At 57.9% G+C, this 24,307-nt stretch carries 20 protein-coding genes; 6 read left to right on the top strand and 14 right to left on the bottom strand.

The genetic code is table 11. The features are described from left to right. Window positions 1-325: 325 nt before the first annotated feature. The 8 genes from murB to ADG881_RS00380 form a co-directional block, all read right to left on the bottom strand. Window positions 326-1,369 carry a UDP-N-acetylmuramate dehydrogenase gene (murB, locus tag ADG881_RS00415; protein ID WP_007149347.1) on the bottom strand — a complete coding sequence of 348 codons (1,044 nt, stop codon included), beginning with the start codon at window positions 1,367-1,369 and terminating at the stop codon, window positions 326-328. Then, window positions 1,366-1,839 (bottom strand): low molecular weight protein-tyrosine-phosphatase, encoded by a 474-nt coding sequence (locus ADG881_RS00410; RefSeq protein WP_083787435.1) that lies wholly within the window; start codon window positions 1,837-1,839, stop codon window positions 1,366-1,368. Before ADG881_RS00410 ends, murB begins: the two co-directional genes overlap by 4 nt. Continuing rightward, window positions 1,839-2,594: a 3-deoxy-manno-octulosonate cytidylyltransferase gene (gene kdsB, locus ADG881_RS00405; RefSeq protein WP_007149286.1), complete on the bottom strand. Its 756-nt coding sequence runs from the start codon at window positions 2,592-2,594 to the stop codon at window positions 1,839-1,841. Before kdsB ends, ADG881_RS00410 begins: the two co-directional genes overlap by 1 nt. A gap of 175 nt (window positions 2,595-2,769) precedes the next feature. Next, window positions 2,770-3,765: a tetraacyldisaccharide 4'-kinase gene (gene lpxK, locus ADG881_RS00400; RefSeq protein WP_007150611.1), complete on the bottom strand. Its 996-nt coding sequence runs from the start codon at window positions 3,763-3,765 to the stop codon at window positions 2,770-2,772. A gap of 9 nt (window positions 3,766-3,774) precedes the next feature. Continuing rightward, window positions 3,775-5,523: a lipid A export permease/ATP-binding protein MsbA gene (gene msbA, locus ADG881_RS00395; RefSeq protein WP_039925835.1), complete on the bottom strand. Its 1,749-nt coding sequence runs from the start codon at window positions 5,521-5,523 to the stop codon at window positions 3,775-3,777. Further along, a complete protein-coding gene (locus ADG881_RS00390) occupies window positions 5,520-5,945 on the bottom strand; it encodes a biopolymer transporter ExbD (protein ID WP_007150916.1) in 426 nt (141 codons plus the stop codon). Before ADG881_RS00390 ends, msbA begins: the two co-directional genes overlap by 4 nt. Continuing rightward, complete coding sequence (locus ADG881_RS00385) at window positions 5,942-6,571, bottom strand: MotA/TolQ/ExbB proton channel family protein (RefSeq protein WP_039925832.1); 630 nt, start codon at window positions 6,569-6,571, stop codon at window positions 5,942-5,944. The genes ADG881_RS00390 and ADG881_RS00385 overlap by 4 nt, the downstream gene beginning before the upstream one ends. Before the next feature lie 30 nt (window positions 6,572-6,601). Next, complete coding sequence (locus tag ADG881_RS00380) at window positions 6,602-8,830, bottom strand: DNA internalization-related competence protein ComEC/Rec2 (RefSeq protein ID WP_156790303.1); 2,229 nt, start codon at window positions 8,828-8,830, stop codon at window positions 6,602-6,604. Window positions 8,831-9,162: 332 nt separating this feature from the next. On the opposite strand from ADG881_RS00380, the gene ADG881_RS00370 reads away from it, so the two are divergent. Then, window positions 9,163-9,765 (top strand): DUF2062 domain-containing protein, encoded by a 603-nt coding sequence (locus ADG881_RS00370; RefSeq protein ID WP_039925826.1) that lies wholly within the window; start codon window positions 9,163-9,165, stop codon window positions 9,763-9,765. Here ADG881_RS00370 and lolD read toward each other — a convergent pair. Both lolD and ADG881_RS00360 read right to left on the bottom strand, forming a co-directional pair. After that, window positions 9,748-10,434: a lipoprotein-releasing ABC transporter ATP-binding protein LolD gene (gene lolD / locus ADG881_RS00365; protein ID WP_007149563.1), complete on the bottom strand. Its 687-nt coding sequence runs from the start codon at window positions 10,432-10,434 to the stop codon at window positions 9,748-9,750. The two genes, ADG881_RS00370 and lolD, sit on opposite strands and share 18 nt — an antisense overlap. Beyond that, the gene (locus ADG881_RS00360; RefSeq protein WP_039925823.1) at window positions 10,427-11,662 is read right to left on the bottom strand and encodes a lipoprotein-releasing ABC transporter permease subunit; all 1,236 of its coding nucleotides are present in this window, start codon (window positions 11,660-11,662) and stop codon (window positions 10,427-10,429) included. Before ADG881_RS00360 ends, lolD begins: the two co-directional genes overlap by 8 nt. Before the next feature lie 181 nt (window positions 11,663-11,843). Here ADG881_RS00360 and ADG881_RS17160 point away from each other — a divergent pair, with 181 nt between their 5' ends. The 3 genes from ADG881_RS17160 to ADG881_RS00345 are packed head-to-tail and all read left to right on the top strand — an operon-like array spanning window position 11,844 to window position 14,859. Further along, window positions 11,844-12,857 carry a hypothetical protein gene (locus ADG881_RS17160; RefSeq protein WP_007150501.1) on the top strand — a complete coding sequence of 338 codons (1,014 nt, stop codon included), beginning with the start codon at window positions 11,844-11,846 and terminating at the stop codon, window positions 12,855-12,857. 41 nt (window positions 12,858-12,898) lie between these two features. Then, a complete protein-coding gene (locus ADG881_RS00350; RefSeq protein WP_007149349.1) occupies window positions 12,899-13,906 on the top strand; it encodes an agmatine deiminase family protein in 1,008 nt (335 codons plus the stop codon). 59 nt (window positions 13,907-13,965) lie between these two features. Beyond that, the gene (locus ADG881_RS00345) at window positions 13,966-14,859 is read left to right on the top strand and encodes a carbon-nitrogen hydrolase (RefSeq protein ID WP_050760095.1); all 894 of its coding nucleotides are present in this window, start codon (window positions 13,966-13,968) and stop codon (window positions 14,857-14,859) included. A gap of 336 nt (window positions 14,860-15,195) precedes the next feature. Here the strand turns inward: ADG881_RS00345 and ADG881_RS00340 are convergent, their stop codons facing one another. Beyond that, window positions 15,196-16,107, bottom strand: coding sequence for a LysR family transcriptional regulator (locus ADG881_RS00340; RefSeq protein ID WP_007149022.1), 912 nt, complete (start codon window positions 16,105-16,107; stop codon window positions 15,196-15,198). Window positions 16,108-16,265: 158 nt separating this feature from the next. On the opposite strand from ADG881_RS00340, the gene ADG881_RS00335 reads away from it, so the two are divergent. Then, the gene (locus ADG881_RS00335) at window positions 16,266-17,606 is read left to right on the top strand and encodes an OmpP1/FadL family transporter (RefSeq protein WP_007151414.1); all 1,341 of its coding nucleotides are present in this window, start codon (window positions 16,266-16,268) and stop codon (window positions 17,604-17,606) included. A 12-nt stretch (window positions 17,607-17,618) separates the two neighbouring features. Beyond that, a complete protein-coding gene (locus ADG881_RS00330) occupies window positions 17,619-20,930 on the top strand; it encodes an Ig-like domain-containing protein (protein ID WP_007149336.1) in 3,312 nt (1,103 codons plus the stop codon). Window positions 20,931-21,288: 358 nt separating this feature from the next. On the opposite strand, the gene ADG881_RS00325 is transcribed toward ADG881_RS00330, so the two are convergent. From ADG881_RS00325 to ADG881_RS00310, 3 genes are all read right to left on the bottom strand, one after another. Continuing rightward, window positions 21,289-21,876 carry a hypothetical protein gene (locus ADG881_RS00325; RefSeq protein WP_155134750.1) on the bottom strand — a complete coding sequence of 196 codons (588 nt, stop codon included), beginning with the start codon at window positions 21,874-21,876 and terminating at the stop codon, window positions 21,289-21,291. A gap of 408 nt (window positions 21,877-22,284) precedes the next feature. After that, on the bottom strand, window positions 22,285-23,085 hold the full coding sequence (locus ADG881_RS00315; protein ID WP_007150300.1) for a polysaccharide deacetylase family protein: 801 nt from the start codon (window positions 23,083-23,085) through the stop codon (window positions 22,285-22,287). Further along, complete coding sequence (locus ADG881_RS00310) at window positions 23,075-24,253, bottom strand: glycosyltransferase (RefSeq protein ID WP_007149679.1); 1,179 nt, start codon at window positions 24,251-24,253, stop codon at window positions 23,075-23,077. Before ADG881_RS00310 ends, ADG881_RS00315 begins: the two co-directional genes overlap by 11 nt. Window positions 24,254-24,307: the final 54 nt, after the last annotated feature.

Below are 24,307 nucleotides of genomic sequence, written 5' to 3'. Positions count from 1 at the left end.
AGCCACAAAAAAGCCCGCTTCGTGCGGGCTTTTTTGTGGCTTATGGTTCTTCACGGATTAAAGTGAACAACACGCTTCTCGCCGTCTGAAGGGTTTATCGCGAATAAACGCTCGACGCCGGATGCCTGACGTACCCCCCCTTAGCCTGAACAGCTGTCGTTATTGCGGTATCTCTTTTGAGAGGTATTTTTGAGGGTTTCTTTGAGGAGCTGTCAGGGCCATCATTCAGACAATAATCGGGTATTGCTCCAGCTACATGCTGAAATCAATTGTGGCCATGGGTCTCATGCATCCCATCCGTCTATGGGGGCTCTGGGGCTCCTGGCTATGGTAACAGCACCGGCTCCTGCTCCAACGACACACCAAACGTCGCCTGCACGTCAGCGCACACCGCTTCTGCCAACGCCACCACATCCGCACTGGTGGCACCGCCATGATTGACCAGCACCAGCGCCTGTTCGCTATGCATACCAACAGGGCCCAACCGCTTACCCTTCCAGCCGGCCTGCTCGATCAGCCACCCTGCTGCCAGTTTCACGCCATCCGCTTGTGCGTACGCCACCAAATCCGCAAAACGCACCTTTAACGCATCACCCTGCTCTTTGGTTACGACCGGGTTTTTGAAAAAACTGCCCGCGTTAGCCAACACGGCAGGATCCGGCAGCTTACTCTGACGCACCGCAATCACATGCTCGCGAACCGCAGCGGGGGAAATATCCGCTTGCGACAAGTGGCCAAAGCGCGCCTTGAGCGGCCCATAGCTCACATTACACTGGGGTGTTTTATTCAGACGAAGCTCGATGCCGGTAATGATATAGCGGCCACGATCACCGCTTTTGAAACGACTGTCGCGGTAGGAGAATTCGCATTCATGGCCGGCAAAATGGACTACCTGGGCGGTGACCACATCCATCACCGTCACCTGCTCCAGCACCTGGGACAACTCGACGCCATAGGCACCGATATTCTGAAAAGGTGCCGCCCCCGCCGTACCGGGAATCAAGGAAAGGTTTTCCAGCCCTTGCCAGCCCTGCTCAACGGTCCAGTCCACCAGATCATCCCAGTGCACGCCAGCACCGGCGGCCACCCAGACATGGGTGTCGTCTTCCTTCACCTGCGCCATGCCATCAATAGCCAGGCTCAGTGTCAGCCCCGGCAGATCAGAACGAATCACCAGGTTACTGCCTTCACCGATCACGAAAAGCGGCTCTGCCGGATTACGCTCCGCCAGCACCTGTGACAATGCATCCAGCGTGGTCGGGCGGGCCAGACGATGGGCTCGTGCTGGCAACCGCAGGGTATTCAGGGACGTCAGATCCGCATCGCAGATCTGCTCGAACGAACCGGTCGGTGGCGCCGCCTGGCTCACAGTTGCTCCCGCACGCGGCTCAACAATCCTTCAGCGCCATCTTCAATCAAGTCCAGCACGGTATCGAATCCGTCTTCGCCGCCATAATAAGGGTCGGGCACTTCCCGCACCGAAGTGTGCTGTGCATAGTCCAGAAAACGGGCAAGAGTGCCCTGATACGATGCTGGTCGCATGGCCTTCAGATCCGCCAGGTTGGCGTCATCCATGGCCAGCACCCAATCAAAGTCCGCAAAATCCGCCGGGCTGACTTGCCGGGCGCGCAAGGACGCCATGGAATAGCCCCGCCGCAACGCCGCTTCCTGGGTGCGGGGATCCGGCGCCTTGCCGATATGCCAATCGCCGGTTCCAACGCTATCAATACGAATACGATCTTCCAGGCCTGCAGCCTTCACGCGTTCACGAAAGACCACTTCAGCGGTGGGTGAACGGCAAATATTCCCCAGACAAACAAACAATACCGACACGCCCATCATTTACCTCCCAGCTGCGCCCGCAGGCGATCAAGGTCCGCTTGGGTATCGACCCCACCGGGCACTGCCTCACAGGCAGGCTCCACGTGGATGGCCACGCCATTGGCCATGGCCCGTAGCTGCTCCAGAGATTCCAGCTTTTCCAGTGTGGCCGGCTGCCATTGCACATACTGATGCAAGAACGCTACCCGGTACGCGTAGATCCCGATATGCCGCCACCACTGCCCTGCGGACATATCCTGTTTGCCATCGGCAAAGGCATCACGGTGCCATGGCACCGGCGCCCGGGAAAAATACAGCGCCCTGCCCGAATCATCGAAAACCGCCTTCACCACATTGGGATTAAACAGGTCTTCCGCGCTTTCAATGGCTTCACACAGCGTTGCCATCTGGCAGTCCGGGTTCGCCGCCAGATTGGCCGCTACCTGATTGATCACCGCAGGAGGAATCAATGGCTCGTCACCCTGCACATTAACGATAATGTCATCGTCAGCCAGCGACAGTTTTGCAGCCACTTCCTGAAGACGATCCGTCCCGGAGGGGTGATCATCACGGGTCATGACCACCGGCACGGTGTCACCCAGCACATCGGCAATGCGGGCATCGTCAGTGGCCACATAGACCTGATCAGCACCACTTTGCTGGCAGCGTTCCGCCACCCGCTCCACCATGGTTTTACCGGCAATGTCCGCCAACGGCTTGCCCGGCAAACGGGTAGACGCATACCGCGCCGGCACCACTACGTAAAAACTCATTCACTACCTCGAAAAAAATCAGGGCCGAAGTTGAAAGTGTAAAGTTCAAAGTTAAAACGCGAAAATGTTCAGCGCAGATTTTGATAATTTTCCATTTCGCGCTGTTAGGTACGCGGGCACAGCCTTGGAGTCACTCCCGCTTTAGACGCGCTTTTCAACTTTGAACTTTAAACTTTCAACTCTCTTTACCGTTCACTCCCAACGCCCGATCAATCATCTGATCCAGCAACCCGTCCGGCAAGCTCGCGGTCACCGGAAGAAACCACCAGTGGGGCTCGGCAAAGGGGGCACATTTCACCGCGTCCTTTTCTGTCATCAGGACAGGCAGCCCATCGGCAAAGGCCAGATCCGCCGGTTGATAGGCATGATGGTCGGGGAAAACGTGAGGCGTCGTGCTGAGCCCCAGAATACTGAGCAGATTAAAGAAGCGCTTGGGATTACCGATACCAGCGACCGCATGGACCTGGGGATGTTGGCGCAGGAAGTCGTCAGGGCTGAGAGTGCGGTCGTCGGCCAGGCATGTCATGCCTGACGGGCGCATGATCATGGGATAGGCACCGGTCCATCCCCCGCCAGTGCTGATGACAAAATCCACTTCCTTGAGCCTGGTGGCAGGCTCTCTTAATGGACCTTCCGGCAGGCAGCGGCCGTTACCCAGGCCACGCTGACCATCCACCACCACCACTTCGGCGCTGCGCGGCAGAGCATAATGTTGCAAGCCATCATCGCTGATCACCAGATCCGGCGCGTACTCGCGAATCGCCACGTCCAGCGCATTGCGCCGGTCCGGATCCAGCACCACAGGGGCGCCGGTACGGCGAGCTATCAACACCGGCTCATCCCCTACGTCCAGCGCATCACTGCTAGCGGACACATGCTGGGGATACTGTTCGGTTTTACCGCCAAAGCCGCGGGATACCACCGCCACTTTCAAGCCCCGGGAGCGCGCCGCTTCCACCAACGCAATCACCAATGGGGTTTTGCCTGTTCCCCCCACGGTGATATTGCCCACTACCAACACCGGGACGGGAGGGCTTGGGCGTTGCTTCCTGAATTGTTGCAGACGGCGCCGCGCCTCAAGAGACACCAGCGCAGACAGAGGCCGCAGTGGAACCAGCCAGGGGCTGCCCTTATACCAACCCTGTTGAATCCATTCGCTCAGTGACCCCATGTCGTCCGCTTACTCCTCGGAAAAATTCATCCGGTACATTTGCGTATAGAGCCCGTTCTTTTCCAGCAATTCCTGGTGCGAGCCCTGCTCGATCAATTGGCCCTGATCCAGCACCATAATGCGGTCCGCTTTTTCGATGGTAGACAAGCGATGGGCAATGACCAGGGTAGTGCGCCCTTCCATCACCTGCTCCAGGGCCTGCTGGATGTGGTGCTCAGACTCGCTATCCAGCGCACTGGTCGCTTCATCAAGAATCAGAATAGGCGCATCCTTGAGCAGCGCGCGGGCAATCGCTATCCGCTGCCGCTGGCCACCGGACAATTGCACACCATCCTGGCCCAGCAAGGTATCCAGGCCATGCTCAAGCTGTTCAATAAAGCGCCAGGCGTGGGCGTCCTGCGCCGCTTTTATGATGGTGGCGTCATCCGCGCTGCGCAGCTCGCCGTAGGCAATGTTATTTCTCACGCTGTCGTTAAACAGCACCACCCGCTGACTGACCATGGCAATCTGGTTGCGCAGCTCGCCAAGCTGGTACTCATCCAGGGGAATGCCGTCGAGAAGAATGCGCCCCTGATCCGGATCAAAAAAGCGTGGCAGCATGGCGCTGATGGTGCTTTTACCCGCACCAGAGCGGCCAACCAGCGCCACCGTCTCACCGGCCTTGATGGAAAAGTTAAGATGCCGCACCACCGGAGAGGCCGGGTCATAACCAAAGGTCACACCCTGGAACTCGATATTACCGTCAGCCTTGGTAGCCACCGCATAGGTACCGGTATCCACTTCCTGCTCGGTGTCCAGCAATTCAAACAGGCTGGCCGCACCCGTTACGCCCCGCTGCACTTTCACGTTCACATCCGTGAGCTGCTTGAGCGGTTTCTGGATCATACCAGCGGCGGCAATGTAGGAGAGAAAGCCCCCCACGGTCAGGTCTTCACCCATCAAGTGAATATACAGATAGGTAATGGCCCCAATGCCCACCGCCACAAACAACTGCACGATGACCGTACTAGCAATCTTGCTGGCATTGAGCTTTACGTTCTGCTTGGCAAAACTGCGGCTGACATTGTGGAACCGGTCTGCTTCCTGTTTCTGCCCGCCAAAGATCTTAACCTCGCCACTGCCCTCAATGGCTTCACCCAGAAAATGGGTAATGTTCGCCATGGACGACTGAATCCGACGACTGATTTTCCGAAAACGTTTGCTGGTCACGTTCATAACCAGGGCAATCAACGGCGCCACGGCCACCAGAATCAGTGTCAGCTTCCAGTTCTGCCATAACAGAAAACCAAACAGGCCAATCACCGTGAGACCTTCGCGGATAATCACGATAATGGCATCGCTACCGGCACTGGTGACCTGCTGCGCATCAAAGATGATCTTCGACATGATGCGGCCAGACGCATTGCGGTGGTATTCCGACTGGGGCAATTTCAGCACATGGCCGAATACATCATTACGCAGCACATACACGATCTGCTGGGCCACCCAGTTCATGGAATAACTGCCCATGAACTGGCCCAGGCCCTGGAAAATCACCAACACCAATGGCGCGATCGACACGATCAGCACGCGCGCATCGGTCGGGTTGACGATGGTTTCCCCCAAGTAACCGGCCAGCTGTGCCGCCCCTGCCTGGGTCCCGGCATACAGGGCATAGCCAATAACGCTGATAATCAGCATGAACCAGTAAGGGCGGACGTAGCTCAGTAGCCGCTTGTAGGTAGGCCACACGTCCTCGGAGGAAAGGGGTTGAGTCATTTTGCCTCGTTGGGGGATTCGCGAGTGGTGAGCGACAGCTTAACAAAACCCAGCTGCCCGGCCACGTCATAAACACGCACGACAGCCTGATACGCCACATTGGCGTCCGCATAAATTTGCAACGGTTGATCCGTTTTATCCTGCCCAAGACGCAGCAACGCAGTACGCAGCGCATTGCTGTCACTGGCTGCCAACTTCTCGCCGTTCACCAGGTAATCGCCCGTGGAGGTAATCGTCACTTCAACTTGATCATCCACCTGAGCCTGCGGAGCGCCATCGGCTTCCGGCAAGGTGATCGACAACTGTGTCTTGTCATCAAACGTGGTCGATACCATGAAGAAAATCAGCAGCAGGAACACCACATCAATCAAGGGTGTCAGATTAACGCTGATCTCCTCCTGGCTGGGCCGGGGAAATTTCACGCCTTCTCTCCCGGTTCTGCCTCACGATCACCGTGTACCAGATCCACCACATGAACGGCGCTTTGCTCCAGCTCCACAGTAATTTCTTCTACCCGGCGTACAAAGAAGCGGTGAAAGAAGATTGCCGGAATAGCAACCACCAGGCCCGCTGCAGTGGTCAGCAGTGCCTGGGAAATACCACCAGCCAGCTGTGCCGCGTCACCAGTGCCGTGAATCATGATCGCCGCAAACACATCGATCATGCCGACCACGGTGCCCAGCAAGCCCAGCAGCGGAGTAATCGCCGCGATAGAGCCCAGGGTGCTGAGAAATTTCTCCAGCTCGTGCACCACACCAGTGGCACTTTCCTGGATACTTTCTTTCATGATGTCACGACCATGGCGAGCATTGGCCAGGCCGGTCGCCAGGATGCGACCCAGCGGCGAGCTGTCGCGCAGCTTCACCAGATTGCCTTCATTAAGCAGGCCGCGTTTCAGCAGCGTCTGCACCTGGGGAACCGTATCCGCTGGCGCCAGTTTGCTGGGCCGCAGGGTCCAGAAACGTTCAACCACAATGGCCAGCGCCACCACTGAACAGATCAAGATCGGGAGCATCATCCAGCCCCCGGACTGCACAAGATCTTGCACCTTAACTTCTCCCCTTGCTCACAAATCGGGTTACCAAAAACGCCAGCGAGCCGGTCCATGCCAGGGCCGGGCATACGCTTGTCGCCATTTTGTTATAAGCCGGCCATTATCGACGCCCCCCTGTCGAAACACAATCATGCCATCCAGGTCCGTGCGCAGAACTGTGATGCCCGCGCTATCCAGCGTATTCAGCACCTGCGGATGAGGGTGACGGAACCGGTTGCGGTAGCCGGCGCTGACCAGCGCAACATCAGGCTGCAGCTGACGCAGCAAGGCATCGCTGGTGCTCGATTTACTGCCATGATGCCCCAGCACCAACAGATCCACGGGCGCCAACGCCCCAAGCAAACGGTATTCCTCCTGGAGGCCGATATCGCCAGGCAGCAGCGCAGAGGCAAAGGCCCCATCCACATGCAGCACGCAGCTGGCGCCATTCCCTTCCCGACCTGATTCACGGGGCCACAGCACCGTGAAGGTCACGCCGTCCCAGCGCCACTGATCACCGGCCTGGCATAATTGGCTACCTGGCACCCTGTGCGGCTCGCCACTGAGCAACAGGCCTGATGCCGGCAAGTCAGTCAGCCCGCCGGCATGGTCATTGTCACCATGACTGATCACCGTGCGGTCTACCTGCTGCCCCGTCACCGACAGCCACGGCCTCATACTCTGGGCCGCCATGCTGCCACCGGGCCAGGACGGCCCGGCATCATAAATCAGCAGGTGTTCACGGGTACGTATTACCAATGCCAGCCCCTGCCCCACATCAAAAGCCGTCAGTGACCACTCCCCCGGCGCCAGTGTTGCCGGCTTCTGCGTCAACCAGGGCAGCAGGAAAAGCGGCAGCAAGCGTCGAGGAAACGGCAAAAAAGGCATCAGCAGCAACATCAACCCAACCATCAGGACAATACCTGCGGTCATGGACGGCAGCCTGAGCCATGACGGCACGCCCAGATTCGCCAGCCATGTCATGACCCACACGGAAAATTCCACCCCGGTCGCGGCAGCACCCAACAGCCAGGGCTGCTGGAACAGCGCCCCCAGCAATGCCGCGGGGATAACCAACAAGGTGTAGAGCGGAACCAGAATCAGGTTTGCCAGCGGGGCGCTGGGTGTCCACTGCTGAAACAGCACCGCACCCGCCACGGCCATCACCACCGGCAGCAACAGCATCAACTGCCAGGGCGCATGGCTGCGGGTCAACATGGCGATACAGGCGACCGCACCGAATGACAGCCACAGGCTCGCTGACAACGCAGCCAGCGGCGTGATCAACAACACCACCAACAAGGCCATACCCAACGCGCGCCACAGCGAAACCGGCACTCGCCACCACTGGGCCAGTGCCACCACGATCAGCATTACTAGTGCACGCATGGTGGGCAGGCTGAAGCCCGCCAGTGCCGCATACCCCATGGCACCGAGCAGCCCCGGCAGCCAGGCAAGCTGCTGCAGCGAATATCGTCGCAGCGCAGGAATTACGCCTTGCAGCACTGGCGCAAGCAATGCCCTGCCCAGCCACCAGAACCACCCCGCCACGATGGCAATATGCAGCCCGGAAATGGCCAGCAGGTGAGCCCCGCCAGTGAGTTGAAAGGTACGCCAGAGAGACGACGGCAGCCCGGCACGGTCACCAACAACCAACGCCGGCAATACCGCTTTGCCGAAGGGAGAGCCAGACACCGATGCCGCCACCCGAGAGGACAGCGCCTCCCGCCAGGCATCCACGCCACCATGATTGGCGATTATCGAAACACGCTCGAGCTTGCCACGGGCATCCACCCCGGCGGACAGATCGGCACGGGCACGGTCCGGACCAAACCGGTTATACACGCCACGCGGCACCTTCAGCTCTGCATCCAGAGCCACCCGGTCACCCGCGCTCAGCAACACCGAAGGCGCGTAGCTATTGAGTACCACCTGGTGCGTGCCGGGCCATGCCTCACTGCCCCACACCGTCAGATGGATCTGCTGGCGAACCTGCCAGCGGCCGAAGCGAAATTCACGGCGAGTAACCGGAATATCCCGCACCTGCCCCTGCAGGCTGAGCACCGCCCGGTCCTGCTCTGCAGGCAGGCGTTGTGCCAATCCCTGGTGCAATTGCCAAACGCCGAAACCGTAGCCCAGCACCAACCAGACGAGCCACAGGGAACGGTAACGCCACCCCCCCACCGCTGCCACGGCAGAAAGCACCAGCAACGGCCATAACACACCCAGCCAGCAGCCAGCCACCATGGCCGCTGCCGTCAACCACATACGCATCCTTGCTCCGCGGTATTTTCTGAAACGACGACGTGAAAACGATTCAACAGACATCACAACATGACGATTCTGTTGACGAACCCAACAATCCCGAAAGCCGTCAGCGAAGGAGTATGCCTTTTTTATCGATGCGGGCATAATAGCGCCCGCGGGGAAACAGGAAGGGAGCACACACGCCCTTTTGCCCCACTTTTTTCGCGGTTAATCCCGGCACGAACGTACCGGGCATAGCAACGAACTGATAGAGTGCGTTCGTGGACGGCAAGATAACGCCAGCCAGAATGTACCGGGGCAGCCAGACGCTCCCGACCCCAGCCAGTAGATGCGAGTTCATGCCAAAACGGATATTCCGCAAATACCTGCCAACACCCGAACGCATTCGGCAGACCAAGTCGTTGAGCTTTCTCGGGGAGGTGTTGTCGGACCCCAACCTCTGGCACATCAACCGCCGCTCACTGGCGGGCGCGGCCTTTATCGGCATCTTCTCCGGTTTACTACCCATTCCCCTGCAGATGGGACTAGCCGCGTTACTGGCGGTACGTTTTCATTGCAACCTGCCACTGTCGGTGATGCTGGTCTGGATTTCCAACCCGGTCACCTATGTCCCCATTTTCTACTTCACCTACCGCATCGGCGCCTGGTTGTTGGGCATGCCGCCCCACAGTGGCGAAGGCATTACCGTGGCCTGGTTTGTGGAGCAGTTGATTCCCCTGTGGGTGGGCTCGTTGCTGTGCGCATTCCTGTTCGGTGGGCTGGCCTACCTGGCAGTGAAGGTCAGCTGGCGGCTGGCGGTGATTCGTAGCTGGAACCTGCGGGCACACCGGCGCGTCCGGGCGGAACGCCGGGAGGCCAGACAGGAAGCAAAGGAAAACGCCAAAGAAGAGGCAAAACGTGAGGCCGACGAGGCCCGCGACGACTCAAAGCCGCCGCAGTAACCCGTCGTGCAGCTCATATTGCTGCGGGCAGCGGGACGCAAACTCCCTATCGTGGGTCACGATCATGAACGCCGTGCCCAGATTCTCATTCAACTCGATCATTAGCGCCTGCACTTGTGCAGCGGTGCGCTCATCCAGATTCCCGGTGGGCTCATCCGCCATTACCAGTGCCGGCTCGGTCACCAGCGCACGGGCAATCGCCACCCGTTGACGCTCACCGCCGCTTAACGCCGAAGGCTTGTGCTTGAGACGAGGCCCCAACCCCACCCGCTCCAGAATCGCTGCGGCCCGGGCCTGACAATCCGCCGGCTTTTCGCCACGGATCAACAATGGCATGGCCACATTTTCCAGCGCGGTAAATTCCGGCAACAAATGATGAAACTGGTAAACGAACCCCAGGTAGCGGTTGCGCAGCCGCCCGGTTTCGCGGTCATTCAACGATGCCACCGAAGTGCCTGCGATAGAGACCGACCCGCGGGTAGCGTGATCCAGCCCGCCGAGCAGATTCAGCAAGGTCGACTTACCTGAACCGGACGCACCGATAATCGCCAGGATATCGCCCTTGTGCACGGTCAGGTCCACACCCTTGAGCACTTCCAGTTCGTTATTGCCCTCTTCGTAGGCTTTCACCAACGTTTGCGCATGCAGGACAGGCGTCGAATCATTCATAACGCAGCGCCTCCGCAGGTTGTACCCGGCTAGCGCGCCAGGAAGGATACAGGGTGGCAGAGAAACTAATGAACAGCGCGATCCCCACAATGGTGCCCACATCGGACCACTGCAGCTCGGACGGCAGATAATTCACAAAATAGGCATCAAACAAGCGGGTATTAAAGGTCTTCTCTACCCACTCGGCGATATTGCTCACATTGGTCGCCAGCAGTACGCCAAGCGCGGTCCCCAGTAAAGTGCCCGCCACCCCGATCAGCGTGCCCTGAACCATGAAAATGCGCATGATCGTGCCCGGTGACGCCCCCAGCGTGCGCAACACCGCAATGTTGCCGCGCTTCTCGGTCACCAGCATCACCTGGCTGGAAATGATATTGAAGGCGGCCACCGCCACGATGAAGCTGAGCAACAGCGTCATCATGGTCTTTTCCATCTTGATGGCCTGGAACAGGTTGCCGTGGCTGCGGGTCCAGTCACTGGTGTAGTAATTCGGCCCTAGCTCCTGTTGCAGCGTCCAGCCCAGATTCGAGGCACTAAACAGGTCGTTCAGCTTCAGCCGCACCCCTTGCACTGTGCCCGCCTGGCGAGCCAGTTTGGCGGCGTCCGCCACATTCACATAGGCGTAAAGCGAATCGACCTCGGCCCGCACCCGGAAAATCCCGGTGACGGTGAACCGCTTGAAACGAGGCATCACCCCGGCTGGCGAGATAGTGGCTTCCGGTAGCACCAGGGTCACCTTGTCACCCAGCTCCGCTCCCAAGCGCCGCGCCAGCCCATAGCCCAGCACCATATCAAACTCACCCGGCTCAAGGCTTTCCAGCTCGCCCTGATGCATGAAATCGCCGACGATGGACACCTTGCGCTCGGCATCAGGCTCAATGCCGTTGATCAGCGACCCGGCCACATTGCCACGATGGGTCAGCATGCCCTCCAGTTGCACGAACGGTGCCGCCGCCTGGATCTCGTCGTGATGATCCACCCGGTTGGCCAGCGCCTGCCAATCCTGCACCGGCTCACGGCCATGCACCGAGAGGTGCGTCACCATGCCCAGAATGCGGGTCTGCAGCTCACGATCGAAGCCGTTCATGACAGAAAGCACCGTTATCAGCACCGCTACGCCCAACATCAGGCCCAGTGCGGAAATCAGTGTAATCACCGAAATAAAACTGTTGCGGGCACGGGCGCCGGTATAGCGCAGACCCACATAGAAGGATAGAGGTCGAAACATGCAGCGCATTTAACCCGAAACCCGGAGCAAATACTACGGCCATCACCGCCGGAAGCCGGCGCAAAGACCCCGGCACTCCGCTTTGTGATCGGCGTCAGCGTTCGCCTGCTAGCAAAATGGTTGAATAAGTTTACCTAACTTTCTAATATCGAAAGAAAATACAATCTCGCCGGGGGAAGAAATGAAGATAAAAATAATGACGTTGCTGGCCTCAGCAGCGCTGGCCATGCCCGCTGCCTCACTGGCGGCCGACGTTCCCCAACGCGGCATGTCCCAATCCCAGGTCCGCGCAGAATTCGGCGCCCCCAACCAGAGCAAGGGCCCGGTGGGCAGCCCCGCCATCACCCGCTGGTTCTACAACGGCTTCACCGTCTACTTCGAAAACAACACCGCCTTGCACACCGTCGTTGATCGACCGGCAAGTGCCGCACCGGATGTGGTCTCCGGCCAGCAGGTCGATACCCTGCCCCCCATCGAAGAAAAAACGGAAGAAAAAACCGCAGCGACCACCAACGCACCGGCATCTTCAGCCAGCACCAGCGACAACAATGATCAGGGTGCGCCAGTATTCGATCCGGTTTCCGGCCGTTTTGTCAGCGAAGGCGACAACGACGCCACCCCGGCCAGCAGCCCGGCACAATCCACGCCTGCCGCTACCACACCAGGCCAGGCCACAACCCCTGCACCGGAAACGAAAGCCGCAGCCACCACGGAAAGCGCCCCCGCCGCACCCGACACCGCCAAGCCAGCGACAAAAACGGCTGAAACGGCCCCCGCCGCTGCAACCAAGGCAAGTACTCCTACCCAGACAACAGCCCCCGCCGCTGGCGCCACCGACGAAGGCGAATTCCGCTTTGACCCCGTCACTGGCCGCATCATCATCGCTGGCGAAGACACGCCCGAACAGGCTGCGCAGAAGAAAGCGGCCAGCGTAGAGCAAGAAGCCCGGCAGTCCGTTGACCAGGCCAGCGAAGCGGCCAATCAAGCGGTAGAAGACAGCCAGGCCAAAGCACAAGGCGCCGTTGATGACGCCAACGAGAAAGCACAGGCTGCCCAGGCTCAAGCCGAGCAAAACGTGGAAGAACACGTCGAGCAGGCAGAGCAGACCCAACAGGCCGCAGAGAACGCGGCGAACGACGTAAAAGACACGGCCGATGACGGCGGTTTCTATATTGACTGGGGTGCCCGCCAGTAGCACACTCGCGCGCATAGCCAACCCTGCGGACACTCTTCGCTATGCGCCAACTTCTTCCTGAATGGACTCCCCAATGGGGGGTCCTGCTCGCCTGGCCCGACGCCCATACCGATTGGGCCGACCACCTGGCCGACGCCGAAACCTGTTATCTGGATATCCTCGCGGCCCTGCTTGATCACGAGCATGTGCTGCTGGTGTGCCGTAACGCCCACACCCGTGAACATATTCACGCTCAGGTCGCTGCACGGGGCATCGACGCCCAGCGCCTGCAGGTGGTGATCGCCGACTACAACGACACCTGGGCCCGGGATTTCGGCCCCATCGCCATTCGCAACGGCGAGCAGACACAGCTGCTGGACTACACCTTTACCGGCTGGGGCGGCAAGTTCGCCGCCGACAAGGACAACGCCCTCAACCAGCAACTGCCCTGGCAGCTCCCCCAGGAAACCCACGCCCTGGTGCTGGAAGGCGGCGCCATCGATACCGATGGCCATGGCAACCTGCTGACCACCCGCCACTGCCTGCGCAACCCCAATCGCAACCCGGACCTCTCAGAAGCGGAACTGACCGAACAGCTGAAACAACAACTGGGCGTCAAAGACATCTGGTGGCTGGACCATGGCGAACTGGAAGGCGACGACACCGACGCCCACGTGGACACCCTCGCCCGCTTTGTGGACGAGAAAACCCTGGTCTATGTGCAATGCCAGGATACCCGCGACAGCCACTACCCCGGTCTCGCCGCCATGGAACAGGAACTGCAGAGCCTGGCGGACAAGCATGATTTGACCCTGGTCCCGCTGGCCCTGCCGTCTGCCCAGTATTGCCGCGAGGGAGAACGCCTGCCAGCCACCTATGCCAACTTCCTGATCACCAACGAGAAAATTCTGGTGCCGATTTATGGCTGCGACACCGACCAGCAAGCACTGAATGCCCTGCAATCCGTATCCGGGCCGCGCACGGTGGTGGCCGTCAACTGCCGGGTACTGATCGAACAGCACGGCAGCCTGCACTGTGTCACCATGCAATTGCCGCAAGGCGCGCTTTAAGCCTGTTAACAACCCGGTCAAAACTGAGCCTGGCCTGCCCCAGTACAAGGAAAATGCCCATGCGTGTTGCCGTTATCCAGCAAACAAACACCGCCGACCTGCAAGCCAACCTGGATCATTCCCTGGCGCAGGTGCGCGAGGCCGCCGCCCAGGGCGCGGAACTGGTGCTACTGCAGGAATTACACCGCAGCCTGTATTTCTGTCAGACCGAGGACACCAGCGTCTTTGATCTGGCCGAATCCATCCCCGGCCCCAGCACCGAAACCCTGGGTGCACTGGCCAAAGAGCTGGGCATCGTCATCGTCGGCAGCCTGTTTGAAAAGCGCGCCACCGGCCTCTACCACAACACCGCCGTGGTGCTGGAAAAAGACGGCAGCCTGGCCGGCATCTACCGCAAGATGCACATCCCGGATGACCCGGGCTTCTATGAAAAATTCTATTTCACCCCCGGCGATGCAGACTTCAACGATGGCCGCAGCGGCTTCAGCCCCATCGAAACCAGCGTGGGCAAACTGGGCCTGCTGGTGTGCTGGGACCAATGGTACCCGGAGGCCGCCCGCCTGATGGCGCTGGCCGGCGCGGATCTACTGCTCTACCCCACCGCCATCGGCTGGGACCGCACCGATGAACAGGACGAGCAACAGCGCCAACTGGACGCCTGGATCACCATTCAGCGCGCCCATGCGGTCGCCAACGGTTTACCGGTGCTGGTCGCCAACCGCACCGGCTTTGAACAAAGCCCGGCCGACGACAGCGGCATTCAATTCTGGGGAAACAGCTTTATCTGTGGGCCACAGGGCGAATTCCTGGCCCAGGCCGACAGCGACAACGAGCAGGTGCTGCTGGCCGACGTGGACCTGCAACGCAGCGAGTCCGTACGCCGCATCTGGCCCTACCTGCGCGACCGGCGCGTAGACGCCTATGGTGACTTGCGCAAACGCTACCGGGACTAGCAGGCTGCTAGGGAACCTCTAAAGAACGCCTTGCATGCTCAGCGCGGCCTGGGTGTGTTGGCGCACTGGGCACGGCAGCTCGCTTCCCTGACCACAGAGCGCACGGAAACCGCCCAACAATAATACGCGCGCCCCTTTACCTCCTTGTCAGGCAGATAAATCACGCCATTGAGAATGGATTTCACAATAACCAGAGCGGAAATGACGAAAATCGTGCGGGGAAAGCAGCAATTATTCTTTTTTGAGGGCTAAAAATAGCGATTCTGTCTCGCACAAGAGCGAAAGCACCATCAAAAAAATAAAACTTATATTCAGGAAAAAACGCCCGTCAGACGATTAATGCTCCCCCTTTCCTGCGGGGACTTTCTCAAAAAGAAAATCCATAAAAACCCGAGTCTTCGCCGGTAAACACTTCCTTTCCGGGTAAACCAAATAAAAATCCAGATCTGGCGGGCGATAATTCGGCAGCACTTCCACCAGGCGTCCATCATCAAGGTAAGGCTGAATATCCCAGGCACTTTTCAACGCAATACCCATACCGTCCACAGCCCATTGCAATAACACTTCACTATGATCGGTATGCAGCCTGCCGTGCACCTTGACCGCATGCCGGTCCCCCTGGTCATCGTACAGCGGCCAGAAGTCCTTGAACGACGCATGGCAATCCAGAATCAGGCACTCATGGTCGCGTAAATCCTCCGGAGTTTTCAGCGCAGGGTGCGTGGCCAGATATTGCGGCGAAGCGATCAAGTGGCAGCGGTTGTCCATCAGCTTTCTGGCCACCAGAGAAGAGTCTTCCGGCTGCCCAATGGCAATCGCCACATCCAGCCCTTCACTCACGAAATCATAGGGTCTGTCGCCCAGAAACAGTTGCACCGGCACCTCTGGAAAGCGGGCAATAAACTCTTTCACAAGCACCGCAATACGGTTGCGCCCCAACCCCATGGTGGACCACACGCGCAAGGTGCCGTGGGGCCCCTTGGCAAGCTGCACCACCGCCTCGGCCGTGTCCTCCAGGTCGCCCATCAAACCATCCAGCCGCTCAAACAGGGCGCGCCCTTCATCGGTCACCTTCATCGCCCGGGCATTACGGTTGACCAACCGCACCCCCAGCTCTTGTTCCAGGTGGCGTAAGCGCTGGCTAATGGTCGCTGGCGACATCCCTAATACCCGCGCCGCATCGGTCATCTTCCCCGCTTTGACCAACTGCACAAACACGCTGAATTCCTTTATCAGCTTTACCGTCATTTTTATTCCTAAAAGTAGTTTTTATTTTTTTCGGTTTTTAAAAGATGCACCCAAGTCCTAGTCTGAAGTTCGTTCACAGGTCCTATACATAAACGTAAAAAGTCTCACGAACAACCACTAACCAACAAAAACAGATACCAACAACAGGGAAACGTGATATGAAAATGCCATCTTTCCGGCACGCCGGTTTGACTTCGCTTGCTTTTATCGCCCTCACCCCAACCGCCATGGCCAATATGGGCAATATTGGTACTAACTACGGTGTATTACCGGGGGATGTGGCCAGTGCCCAGGCACTCTCGCTCTTCAACAGCGATGTATCCGCTACCTATTACAACCCGGCCTACCTGGCCCATGACGAGCGCGGGGAACTGACACTGGGGCTGTTACATGCCGATCACGATCTGCGCATCAGCAGCCAGGGAGGCGCAGCACCGCTGGGCCGCAGTAGCGACGTGATTCAGGACACCCCCTCCCAGCAAACACTTATCGGGATGAAAACGAATCTCAGTTCGCTAACAAAAAGCGAGCACCCCATTTATTTTGGTTTTATCGCGGGGGTAGAAAAATACGGCGAAGAGATGCTGGCGTTTAACTCCAGCACCTCCAACAGCGGGCAATATTTCAGTTACGGCCGCCAGCCGCTGTTCCTGAACCTGGGGGGCGCCACCGAAATCCTGCGCGGCATCGACGTGGGGCTGACTGCCCGCGTCACCTTGCACGCGGACGCCGAGCTGTACGCTTATACGGACCTGCAGGGCAACACCAGCCTGGAAAGCCTCAATGTCAGCGCCAAGCCCTCCATACGCCCGATTTTCGGGATGAACGTGAACTGGGCCGAAACCTTCTGCGGCGGCGGCGACTGCCTGTTTGACGGTATCGAGACCGCCCTCTCCTTCCGCGGCCATTCCAATACCGAAACCAAGGTCGAAGCCACCACCATTATTCCCGGCACCATTCCTTCCCCCGGCCTCAACCTGGCCATCGCCACCCTGGATGCTTACCAGCCGGATATCACCTCCCTGGGCATGCTGTACCGCAGCGACCGCTGGCGGCTCGGGCTCACCCTGGAATACCAGGCCTGGTCCGATCTCAGTGATGAATTCGAAAGTGACACCATCAAGGACCAGGCAAACCTGAACTTCCAGGATGTGCTGATCCCGCGCCTGGGGGGCGAATTCCGGGTGAATGACATGCTCACCCTCACCGGCGGCGTCGCCTTCCAGGAGTCGCCCTTGGAAGGCAAACGCAGCCTGGATGTGAACTACCTGGATGCGGACCGCACCCTCATCGGCCTTGGCGCCACCCTGGAACTGCGTGATCCGCCTGTTCTGGCTTACCCGCTATCACTGTCTTTCGGTTACCAGTACCAGATGATCGACGAGCGGGACTTCGAGCTCACCTCCACCGACCCCATGGTGCCAGTGAATCCCTATGAAACCGTCACCACCGAAGGGGACGTCAGTGTCTTCTCCGGCTCCATGACCATGAAATTTTAATCGGAGGCTATAATGAAAAAAACGCTAGCAACCCTCACCTCCGCCGTGCTGCTCGCCGCCTGCGGCGGCGAAGACAGTGGCAGCACCAACACCGATACCTGGAACGCCGGCAGCCAATCGCTGGTGTACAGCTACCCGGCCAAAGGGCAAACCGAAATTGCCACACCTGCGCCGGTGATCCTGCGTTTCACCAGTGCGGTGAACAGCAGCAGCGCACAAAGCCATATCACCCTGCACGAGGGCAATCGCAACGGCACCAGCCTGAGCTACACCCTGCGCGAAATCGACAACGGCCGCGGCCTCGTGCTCACCCCCGACACCCGGCTGACACCACTCTCGCGCTACACCGTCGTCGTCGATGGCCTGCCGCTAGTGGATGGCGATACCGACAGCCATGTTTTCAGCTTTACCACCCGCGCCCTGGAAGAAGGGCCACGCAGCCAGGTACTGGCAAGCAGCGACTTTGCGCTAAGCCGCCTGGTGCCCGACGGGCAAGCGCTACCGGTCATGGACTTCTCCACACTCCGGCTGCAGTTCTCCCAGCCGCTGGACCCGGCCAGCGTTCAATACGGCAACGACAGCACCGACACCCTCACCCTGAGCGGCCCCGGCGGTGAGCTGGTCGAAGCCCGAGTACTGGTAGACGGCCCCTACCTCACCCTCGACCCAACCAGTGACCTGACACCGGGCCAAAACTACACCCTGACACTGGCGAGCGGGCTGGCCAGCACCGCAGGCAATGCACTGGCTGCCGACAGCTACACCCTGACCCCCAAAGACTCCCGCCCCCGCGAAGTCATGGTCCAAAAAGTCAGTGACTCGGCCAACCGCGCCTTGCTGTCGCCACTCACCGGCCTGCCGATTAACGAGGTGCCCATTAACGCCACCCTGCTGGGCGACGACAATGCCACCCAACAAGGGGGGGACGTTCACGCTGAACTGGCCTTCGTGCCCAACTACCCGGAGGTCACCCCCTTCACCGTGCCCCGCAGCACCGTTCTCGCCGGCAGCAGTATCGATGTGAATATTGGCGGCGAAGTCCCCGCCGGTTTCAGCACCGGTGCGGTTAACGTGCACTTCCTGTCCGATGCCAGCGGTTACCTGCTACCTAACCCCTACACACAGCGGGCCGATGCGCCCCGGCAGGTGCGCCTGTTCATGGATGTGGCCATGTCCACCGAAGACCCCACCGCCAACGGCGGCGTCACCCAGGACATTCTGCATATCGAACTGGTGGGTACCGCCCTGGTAGTCGACGGCATCATGACCATTGATGCGGTCAGCATGGTAGAGCCGAATATCCTTGGCCTGGAAAGGGGTTACGGCACCCTGAGCTTCCACATGGAAGCCTACCGGGACCAACTAAACCCGCCAGAACAGGTGGCGGATACCACGCCCCCGGAGTTGCAAAGCTGGCAACCGGGGGGAAACGGCACTCTGCAAAAGCCTGACGCCCCCGTCATCCTCAATTTCAGTGAGCCACTCAATAGCGACACTCTCGACGGCAATATTACTCTGCTCGAAAATGGCAGTGAAATTGACAGCCAGTGGTATCAGGATGGAGCTGCTGTGGTGATCAAACCGGATACGCCATTGCAACGCGACAATGACCAGATGTCTTTCAGCTATGAAGTGCAACTGGGGACAGAAATCACCGACCTGGCTGGCAATCTACTGGTTCCACCTTCACTGACTCCTTTCAAGCTGACCCAAATCGTACAACAGCGGACCAACCCATTTACCGGGATGTTAGAACCAGTGGAACAACGCTCCCCCATTGTTCTGGCCACGATCCCGGGCTTTCCTTGTGCTCTGGACCCGGCCACCCGTGACCTTGCCAACAATGATGCGGGTCGTTGTCTAGGCGGTTTTCCCGGTATTGATACGGGTAGCGCCTATGATATCAAACCCGAAGACGACCACATCCCTGTTACTCAATTGTCAGCCAACCGTCCAATCGTCGTTGAGTTTTCCCGGCCCATCGATCCACAATCCGTCGTGCTGGGCAGCAGCTTTATCGTGGAGGAAATCAACCAAAGCGGCGCTACACTTGCCAGCGTCGACGGAGATATAAGACTGGAGGGCCAACGCCTCTCTTTCTGGCCGGAGTCTCCCTGGCAGCCCGGCTCACTATATCGTTACACCCTGGGTTCCAATGGCGACAGCATGTCTGCGCAGGCACAGTGCGATGGCAGTGAATCCATCTGTGATATGAATGGGTTCCCACTGCAAACCAATGTGCTGGGCAGCGTTGAGATCAAACCGGTGACTGCCCCTCAGGCTGGAGCGCTATTCCCTCCCGAACGAGAATATCAGGTCATCAAAAGTGCCATTGCCAGCAACGGAGGAGGCCCTGCAATGGTTCAGTATTTCAGGGGGGGCAGCAGCACTGAAGACGTGTTGCAGATGTTGAGCAATCAGCCCAGCTATGACAGCAATGCCAACTTTGTCCACGATATCAACGAAGTTGTATCAGATGGTCCGGATTTTTTTGCCATCCCCCTTTACACCGACTATCAATACCCGTTTGAAGAACCGTCCGCTGCCGGGCAACCTCTGGACCCTGAGGCAGATCAGGAACTGGATCCCAATGGTGTCCTCCCGCCCCCCAACAGCGCCAAGGTGTTATCGCGCCGCTTCAACGGCAATACACCACTGGAACAACCAGTACCCGTAATCAATGGCGCCAATGTGGGTTGCGGATACGCGGAAGCCGTCCCCTATGACCCACCATTCGATTTCTTTGTCTATGGTGTTCCCATGGAATGCCCCGAACAAAAATTCACCTATCTCACCGGAGCCCTCGCGGCGGAAGTAACGCAGGAATATGTGGACGGTCAAGGCCTGAAAGTCAAAATCTGGCCGGGACAGATCATGAGTACCGGCCTGAAAATACGCCAGCGACTCCTGAACGTTAGCAATTTGATCAAAGCATATAGTGGAGCTCAATTGCTGAGGATGCGTTATGAAGAAGACGAGAACGGAGATCGTACACAACCCATTACCGGATGGATTCATGAAGTCGATGGTAAGCCATACTTATCAGCAACGGTTGATCTCTACATGGAAGGGCTTGAACTAAAAGAGGCACTTAACTTTACAGATCCAACCCATAATCTGCTGAGCTATCCGATCACCATGAACCTCTCGGGCGAAGTAAAGTTTCTGGCCGATGGGCGAATGGTCATTGAGCAGTATAATCTTGAACCTGTCGACTTGAATATTCGTGTACAGATCAATGACGGTTCTTATGCAGGCGAGATTTTGCTGACTATCCCTGCTCATGGTAACTATCTTCAATACGTATCCGACCCTATTAAATAGTAGATCGGAAGGAAAGGTTAACCGCGGGTTTGCAGGAATCGGGGAGTGCGGCTATTGATAAAGCTGTTTTTAGCCAAGCTGAATAATATGGACATTCTTGCCATGACCCCATGGCAAGAATGCTTGGGGAGGCCCCGCTCCCTTCCTTCGCATTTTCCGTCTTTCTGATTCCGAGGAGCAGGTCAAATTCATTCCAGATACCAACATATGCGGGATCAATATAAAGCTTTAAGTAATAGCAAAAAAGTGTTGACTAGCCTCCCTTCCGCAATAGATCAACCCATTTCCATAAAATGTGCAATGACCCAAAAAAAAGAGGGAGCCAAGCTCCCTCTTTTTTACCGCTATGTCTGTCTTCTTACCAGACGTTAATGTCATCCCCGGGATGGCTGATATTCTGCAGCGTGCCATTCACCGTACAATTTCCGATAGCCGCATTGAAGGTAAATTCTGACTCATCCAGGTAGGAGCTGACTCCATTGCTGAATGTGGCCGGAACCGGTGTTGTGCTACCACCGCAGGCCCCGAGAGGACCGGTGACATCCACGTTACTGAATTGCAGAGATACCGGGTCGACAAAATTCGGCGAGTCTGTCGGAGCATCACTGTTATCGGCCACAGCAGTCCAGTTGGTACTGAAATTCAGCACAACAGCAGAGCACAAACCGCCACCAGTAACGTTACCACCCGTTACTTCAATGATGGCTCCTGTATGGTTGGGATAAGTTCCAGCCGGGTAATAATCCACATTACCATCCAGCTCTAAAGTACAGTTGACCGGAATACCATATTGGGTCAACGCGCTCGCGCCACGAAATGTGGCACTCACAGGGGTAGAGCTCACCACAGCACCGGAGTTGTCACGGATTTCTGCGGCCATGGCGTTGCTGCTCAGCACCATCGCTGAACTTACTGCGACAAAGATCATTGTTTTCTTCAGTTTCATTGGATTCTCCATTGATATCTTTATTGATAAAATCACGGAGGAGTTATCCCTCCCTCAATCTTTGCCGATACTGTCAAGAACCTTTTTTGTCCTTATCGACATCACCACAATGGACAAAACAACAGAAAATCAATACAACAAAAATACAAAAGCTAACATCCAAAAATATAAACCATGAGAAATCATGTTATTTCATGCATTTATCTTATTTATAGGGAAATACTTTTTTATAAAAGCTGAGTTTACTTATTTTTCACAAAATTCCTGAACTCAGCTTTTGATTTATATGTATTTCATCACTCTGAAAATCCGCTAATATGGACGATGAAAATTTCGTGTGCCATATCATATCTGTTGCGCCATATCTGTAATGTACCGTGGCGAAAGACCGAGTACGTCACAGTACGCTTACCCGCCCTTCTGGCGGGTTTTTTTTGGATATTTGAAGGATATTAAAGTGGTAGTGGACAGCAGACTAAGACTACCTGGATCGACTTTGACGTTCGTCAGTACCTGGGGATAAGCCACAGCCTTCGTCACCGCTTTTATCAACGGCGTAATTTCACCGGCAAGCCGCAACTCAAAATCGTCCGGATGCAGCCCGATGCGTATCGGTGTTCCAGAGCGGCGGGACTGGCTGATATTAATGGCATTGAAAAAGCGTAACGTCCAGGCGCGAAACGCGGTGTCCGCTTCAAAACCTGCCAACGGCAGCCGGGTGAAGGTGTGTTTGTGGGTATCGTGAACACCAGACAAGGTTTCCACATACCGAAACGGCAACCCGGCAAGCTGTGCCGGGGTCAACGCGCCCAATGCCCACGCCGGCGGCACGTACAATGGCGATGGGGTCAGACCGTTACGGATAAACCAGCGATAACAGTCCCACACCAGCCGCTGAATGCCGTCGCCGGAGAACGACAGATGCTCCGCCACATCCCGTGACAACAGTGCGCTGTGCAAGCGGTGATAAAGCGTCATGGGTGGCTGACAACGGTGAGACCAGCCATGGCCGGCCAACGGATGCCCCGCCTCCTGCAGAGCCCGCAACCAATCCAGGTCTTCTGCCTGCCAGCCTTTACCGGGAACGACCAGCAAGGTCACCGCTTGGGCGGGCAACTTCAGCCGCGCCAGCATGGCGGTGACACGCGTGCGGGTCTCGGGCATCACATCGTGAATCGAAACCAGTGCGGTTAATGGCTCAGAGCGCATTGCGGATGTAACTGCTACTCAGGCGGCGCAGCAATGCCAGGGTGGGAGAAGGCAGCGCCGGGTTTGGGTTGGGTGCCAGCGTGGCACAGTGGGCCAGCACCGCCGTCCACTGCGTCACCGCATGGTCGTTCATGGATAATGCGGCCTGGCGGGCCTGGCCGGCCTTAAGCGAGCGGGTTACCGGGCTGAGTGATTGCAGGCGTTCAAGGGTATCGAACAAGCTTTCCCCTTCGTCCATTATCCACAGGCCGCTGGCCAATGCCGGCCATTCATTGATGCCGCAGGCCGGCGTGGTAATCACCAACCGCTCCCGCGCCATGGCTTCCAGCGCTACCGTACCAAAGGCTTCCACCGATGAGGGCAACACCAGCACCTGACAGCGATCCAGCATGCTGACTACTTGCTCTCGGGTACACCAGCCGTGGAAATGCAGGTTACCCTGCTCACCGCAGGCTTTTTCCACCTTGCCGCGTAGCGGGCCGTCGCCGGCAATTTCAAACTGCAAATCCGGGCGACGGGACGCCAGCGCGAGGAAGGATTCAATGTTCTTTTCCGCCGCCAGCCGGCCCACATAACAGACCCGCTGCACGGTATTGTCCAGCTCGACCACTGGCGTATGCACGAACTCGCGGGCCAACGGTGTGCCCACCAGCTGCGGATTGCGCGCCCCCGCTGCCCGGGCCTGGGCGATCATCGATTCGCAGATGGTAGCGGCGGTTTCGCTGCCCTGAAACAGGGTGCGGTTCACCCAGTTGAGAAAGCCGCCAGCCAGCCGCGCCAGCCGTTTTCCCCAATACAGCTCCACCAGGCGGTTGTAATCCGTCTGGAAAGTAACGCACACCGGAATCCCCCATTTCTTGGCGATCCAGTAGCCGATCATGGAGAAAATACCGGGCCCCGGAATCACGATCACATCCGGTTTCATTTCCCAGACCAGCGCGCTGAGTTCACGCACTTTGGGAAAGAACAGCCGCTGGGTGGGGTCGCCGGGAATCGGTATGGACGCACCCTGGCAAGGATGAGGATCCTGCATGCAGGGCTGCACCAGTTCCACTTGCGCCACCTGATCTTTCAGATGCGAGGCCAGGTCCTGGAAGTAGGCGCCGACGCCATTCCGCCCCTTGATCGCATCCACCACAAACAGTATGCGTAGCTCTTTGGTATCCATGGCCGGCAGTATCCGGGCCGCTCATGTCGATAATGTGACAGGAGCGTCACGCCA

It is taken from the genome of Alcanivorax sp. DG881 (assembly GCF_000155615.1).
Lineage (GTDB): Bacteria > Pseudomonadota > Gammaproteobacteria > Pseudomonadales > Alcanivoracaceae > Alcanivorax.
This window is presented reverse-complemented; position numbering and strand designations above follow the sequence as displayed.

What these genes read in the sequence shown, in the direction of transcription:
- ADG881_RS00410 (WP_083787435.1), bottom strand. Translation starts at nt 1,839, where the DNA reads ATGGGCGTGTCGGTATTGTTTGTTTGTCTGGGGAATATTTGCCGTTCA.
- kdsB (WP_007149286.1), bottom strand. Translation starts at nt 2,594, where the DNA reads ATGAGTTTTTACGTAGTGGTGCCGGCGCGGTATGCGTCTACCCGTTTG.
- lpxK (WP_007150611.1), bottom strand. Translation starts at nt 3,765, where the DNA reads ATGGGGTCACTGAGCGAATGGATTCAACAGGGTTGGTATAAGGGCAGC.
- msbA (WP_039925835.1), bottom strand. Translation starts at nt 5,523, where the DNA reads ATGACTCAACCCCTTTCCTCCGAGGACGTGTGGCCTACCTACAAGCGG.
- ADG881_RS00380 (WP_156790303.1), bottom strand. Translation starts at nt 8,830, where the DNA reads ATGCGTATGTGGTTGACGGCAGCGGCCATGGTGGCTGGCTGCTGGCTG.
- ADG881_RS00370 (WP_039925826.1), top strand. Translation starts at nt 9,163, where the DNA reads ATGCCAAAACGGATATTCCGCAAATACCTGCCAACACCCGAACGCATT.
- lolD (WP_007149563.1), bottom strand. Translation starts at nt 10,434, where the DNA reads ATGAATGATTCGACGCCTGTCCTGCATGCGCAAACGTTGGTGAAAGCC.
- ADG881_RS00360 (WP_039925823.1), bottom strand. Translation starts at nt 11,662, where the DNA reads ATGTTTCGACCTCTATCCTTCTATGTGGGTCTGCGCTATACCGGCGCC.
- ADG881_RS17160 (WP_007150501.1), top strand. Translation starts at nt 11,844, where the DNA reads ATGAAGATAAAAATAATGACGTTGCTGGCCTCAGCAGCGCTGGCCATG.
- ADG881_RS00350 (WP_007149349.1), top strand. Translation starts at nt 12,899, where the DNA reads ATGCGCCAACTTCTTCCTGAATGGACTCCCCAATGGGGGGTCCTGCTC.
- ADG881_RS00345 (WP_050760095.1), top strand. Translation starts at nt 13,966, where the DNA reads ATGCGTGTTGCCGTTATCCAGCAAACAAACACCGCCGACCTGCAAGCC.
- ADG881_RS00340 (WP_007149022.1), bottom strand. Translation starts at nt 16,107, where the DNA reads ATGACGGTAAAGCTGATAAAGGAATTCAGCGTGTTTGTGCAGTTGGTC.
- ADG881_RS00335 (WP_007151414.1), top strand. Translation starts at nt 16,266, where the DNA reads ATGAAAATGCCATCTTTCCGGCACGCCGGTTTGACTTCGCTTGCTTTT.
- ADG881_RS00330 (WP_007149336.1), top strand. Translation starts at nt 17,619, where the DNA reads ATGAAAAAAACGCTAGCAACCCTCACCTCCGCCGTGCTGCTCGCCGCC.
- ADG881_RS00325 (WP_155134750.1), bottom strand. Translation starts at nt 21,876, where the DNA reads ATGAAACTGAAGAAAACAATGATCTTTGTCGCAGTAAGTTCAGCGATG.
- ADG881_RS00315 (WP_007150300.1), bottom strand. Translation starts at nt 23,085, where the DNA reads ATGCGCTCTGAGCCATTAACCGCACTGGTTTCGATTCACGATGTGATG.
- ADG881_RS00310 (WP_007149679.1), bottom strand. Translation starts at nt 24,253, where the DNA reads ATGGATACCAAAGAGCTACGCATACTGTTTGTGGTGGATGCGATCAAG.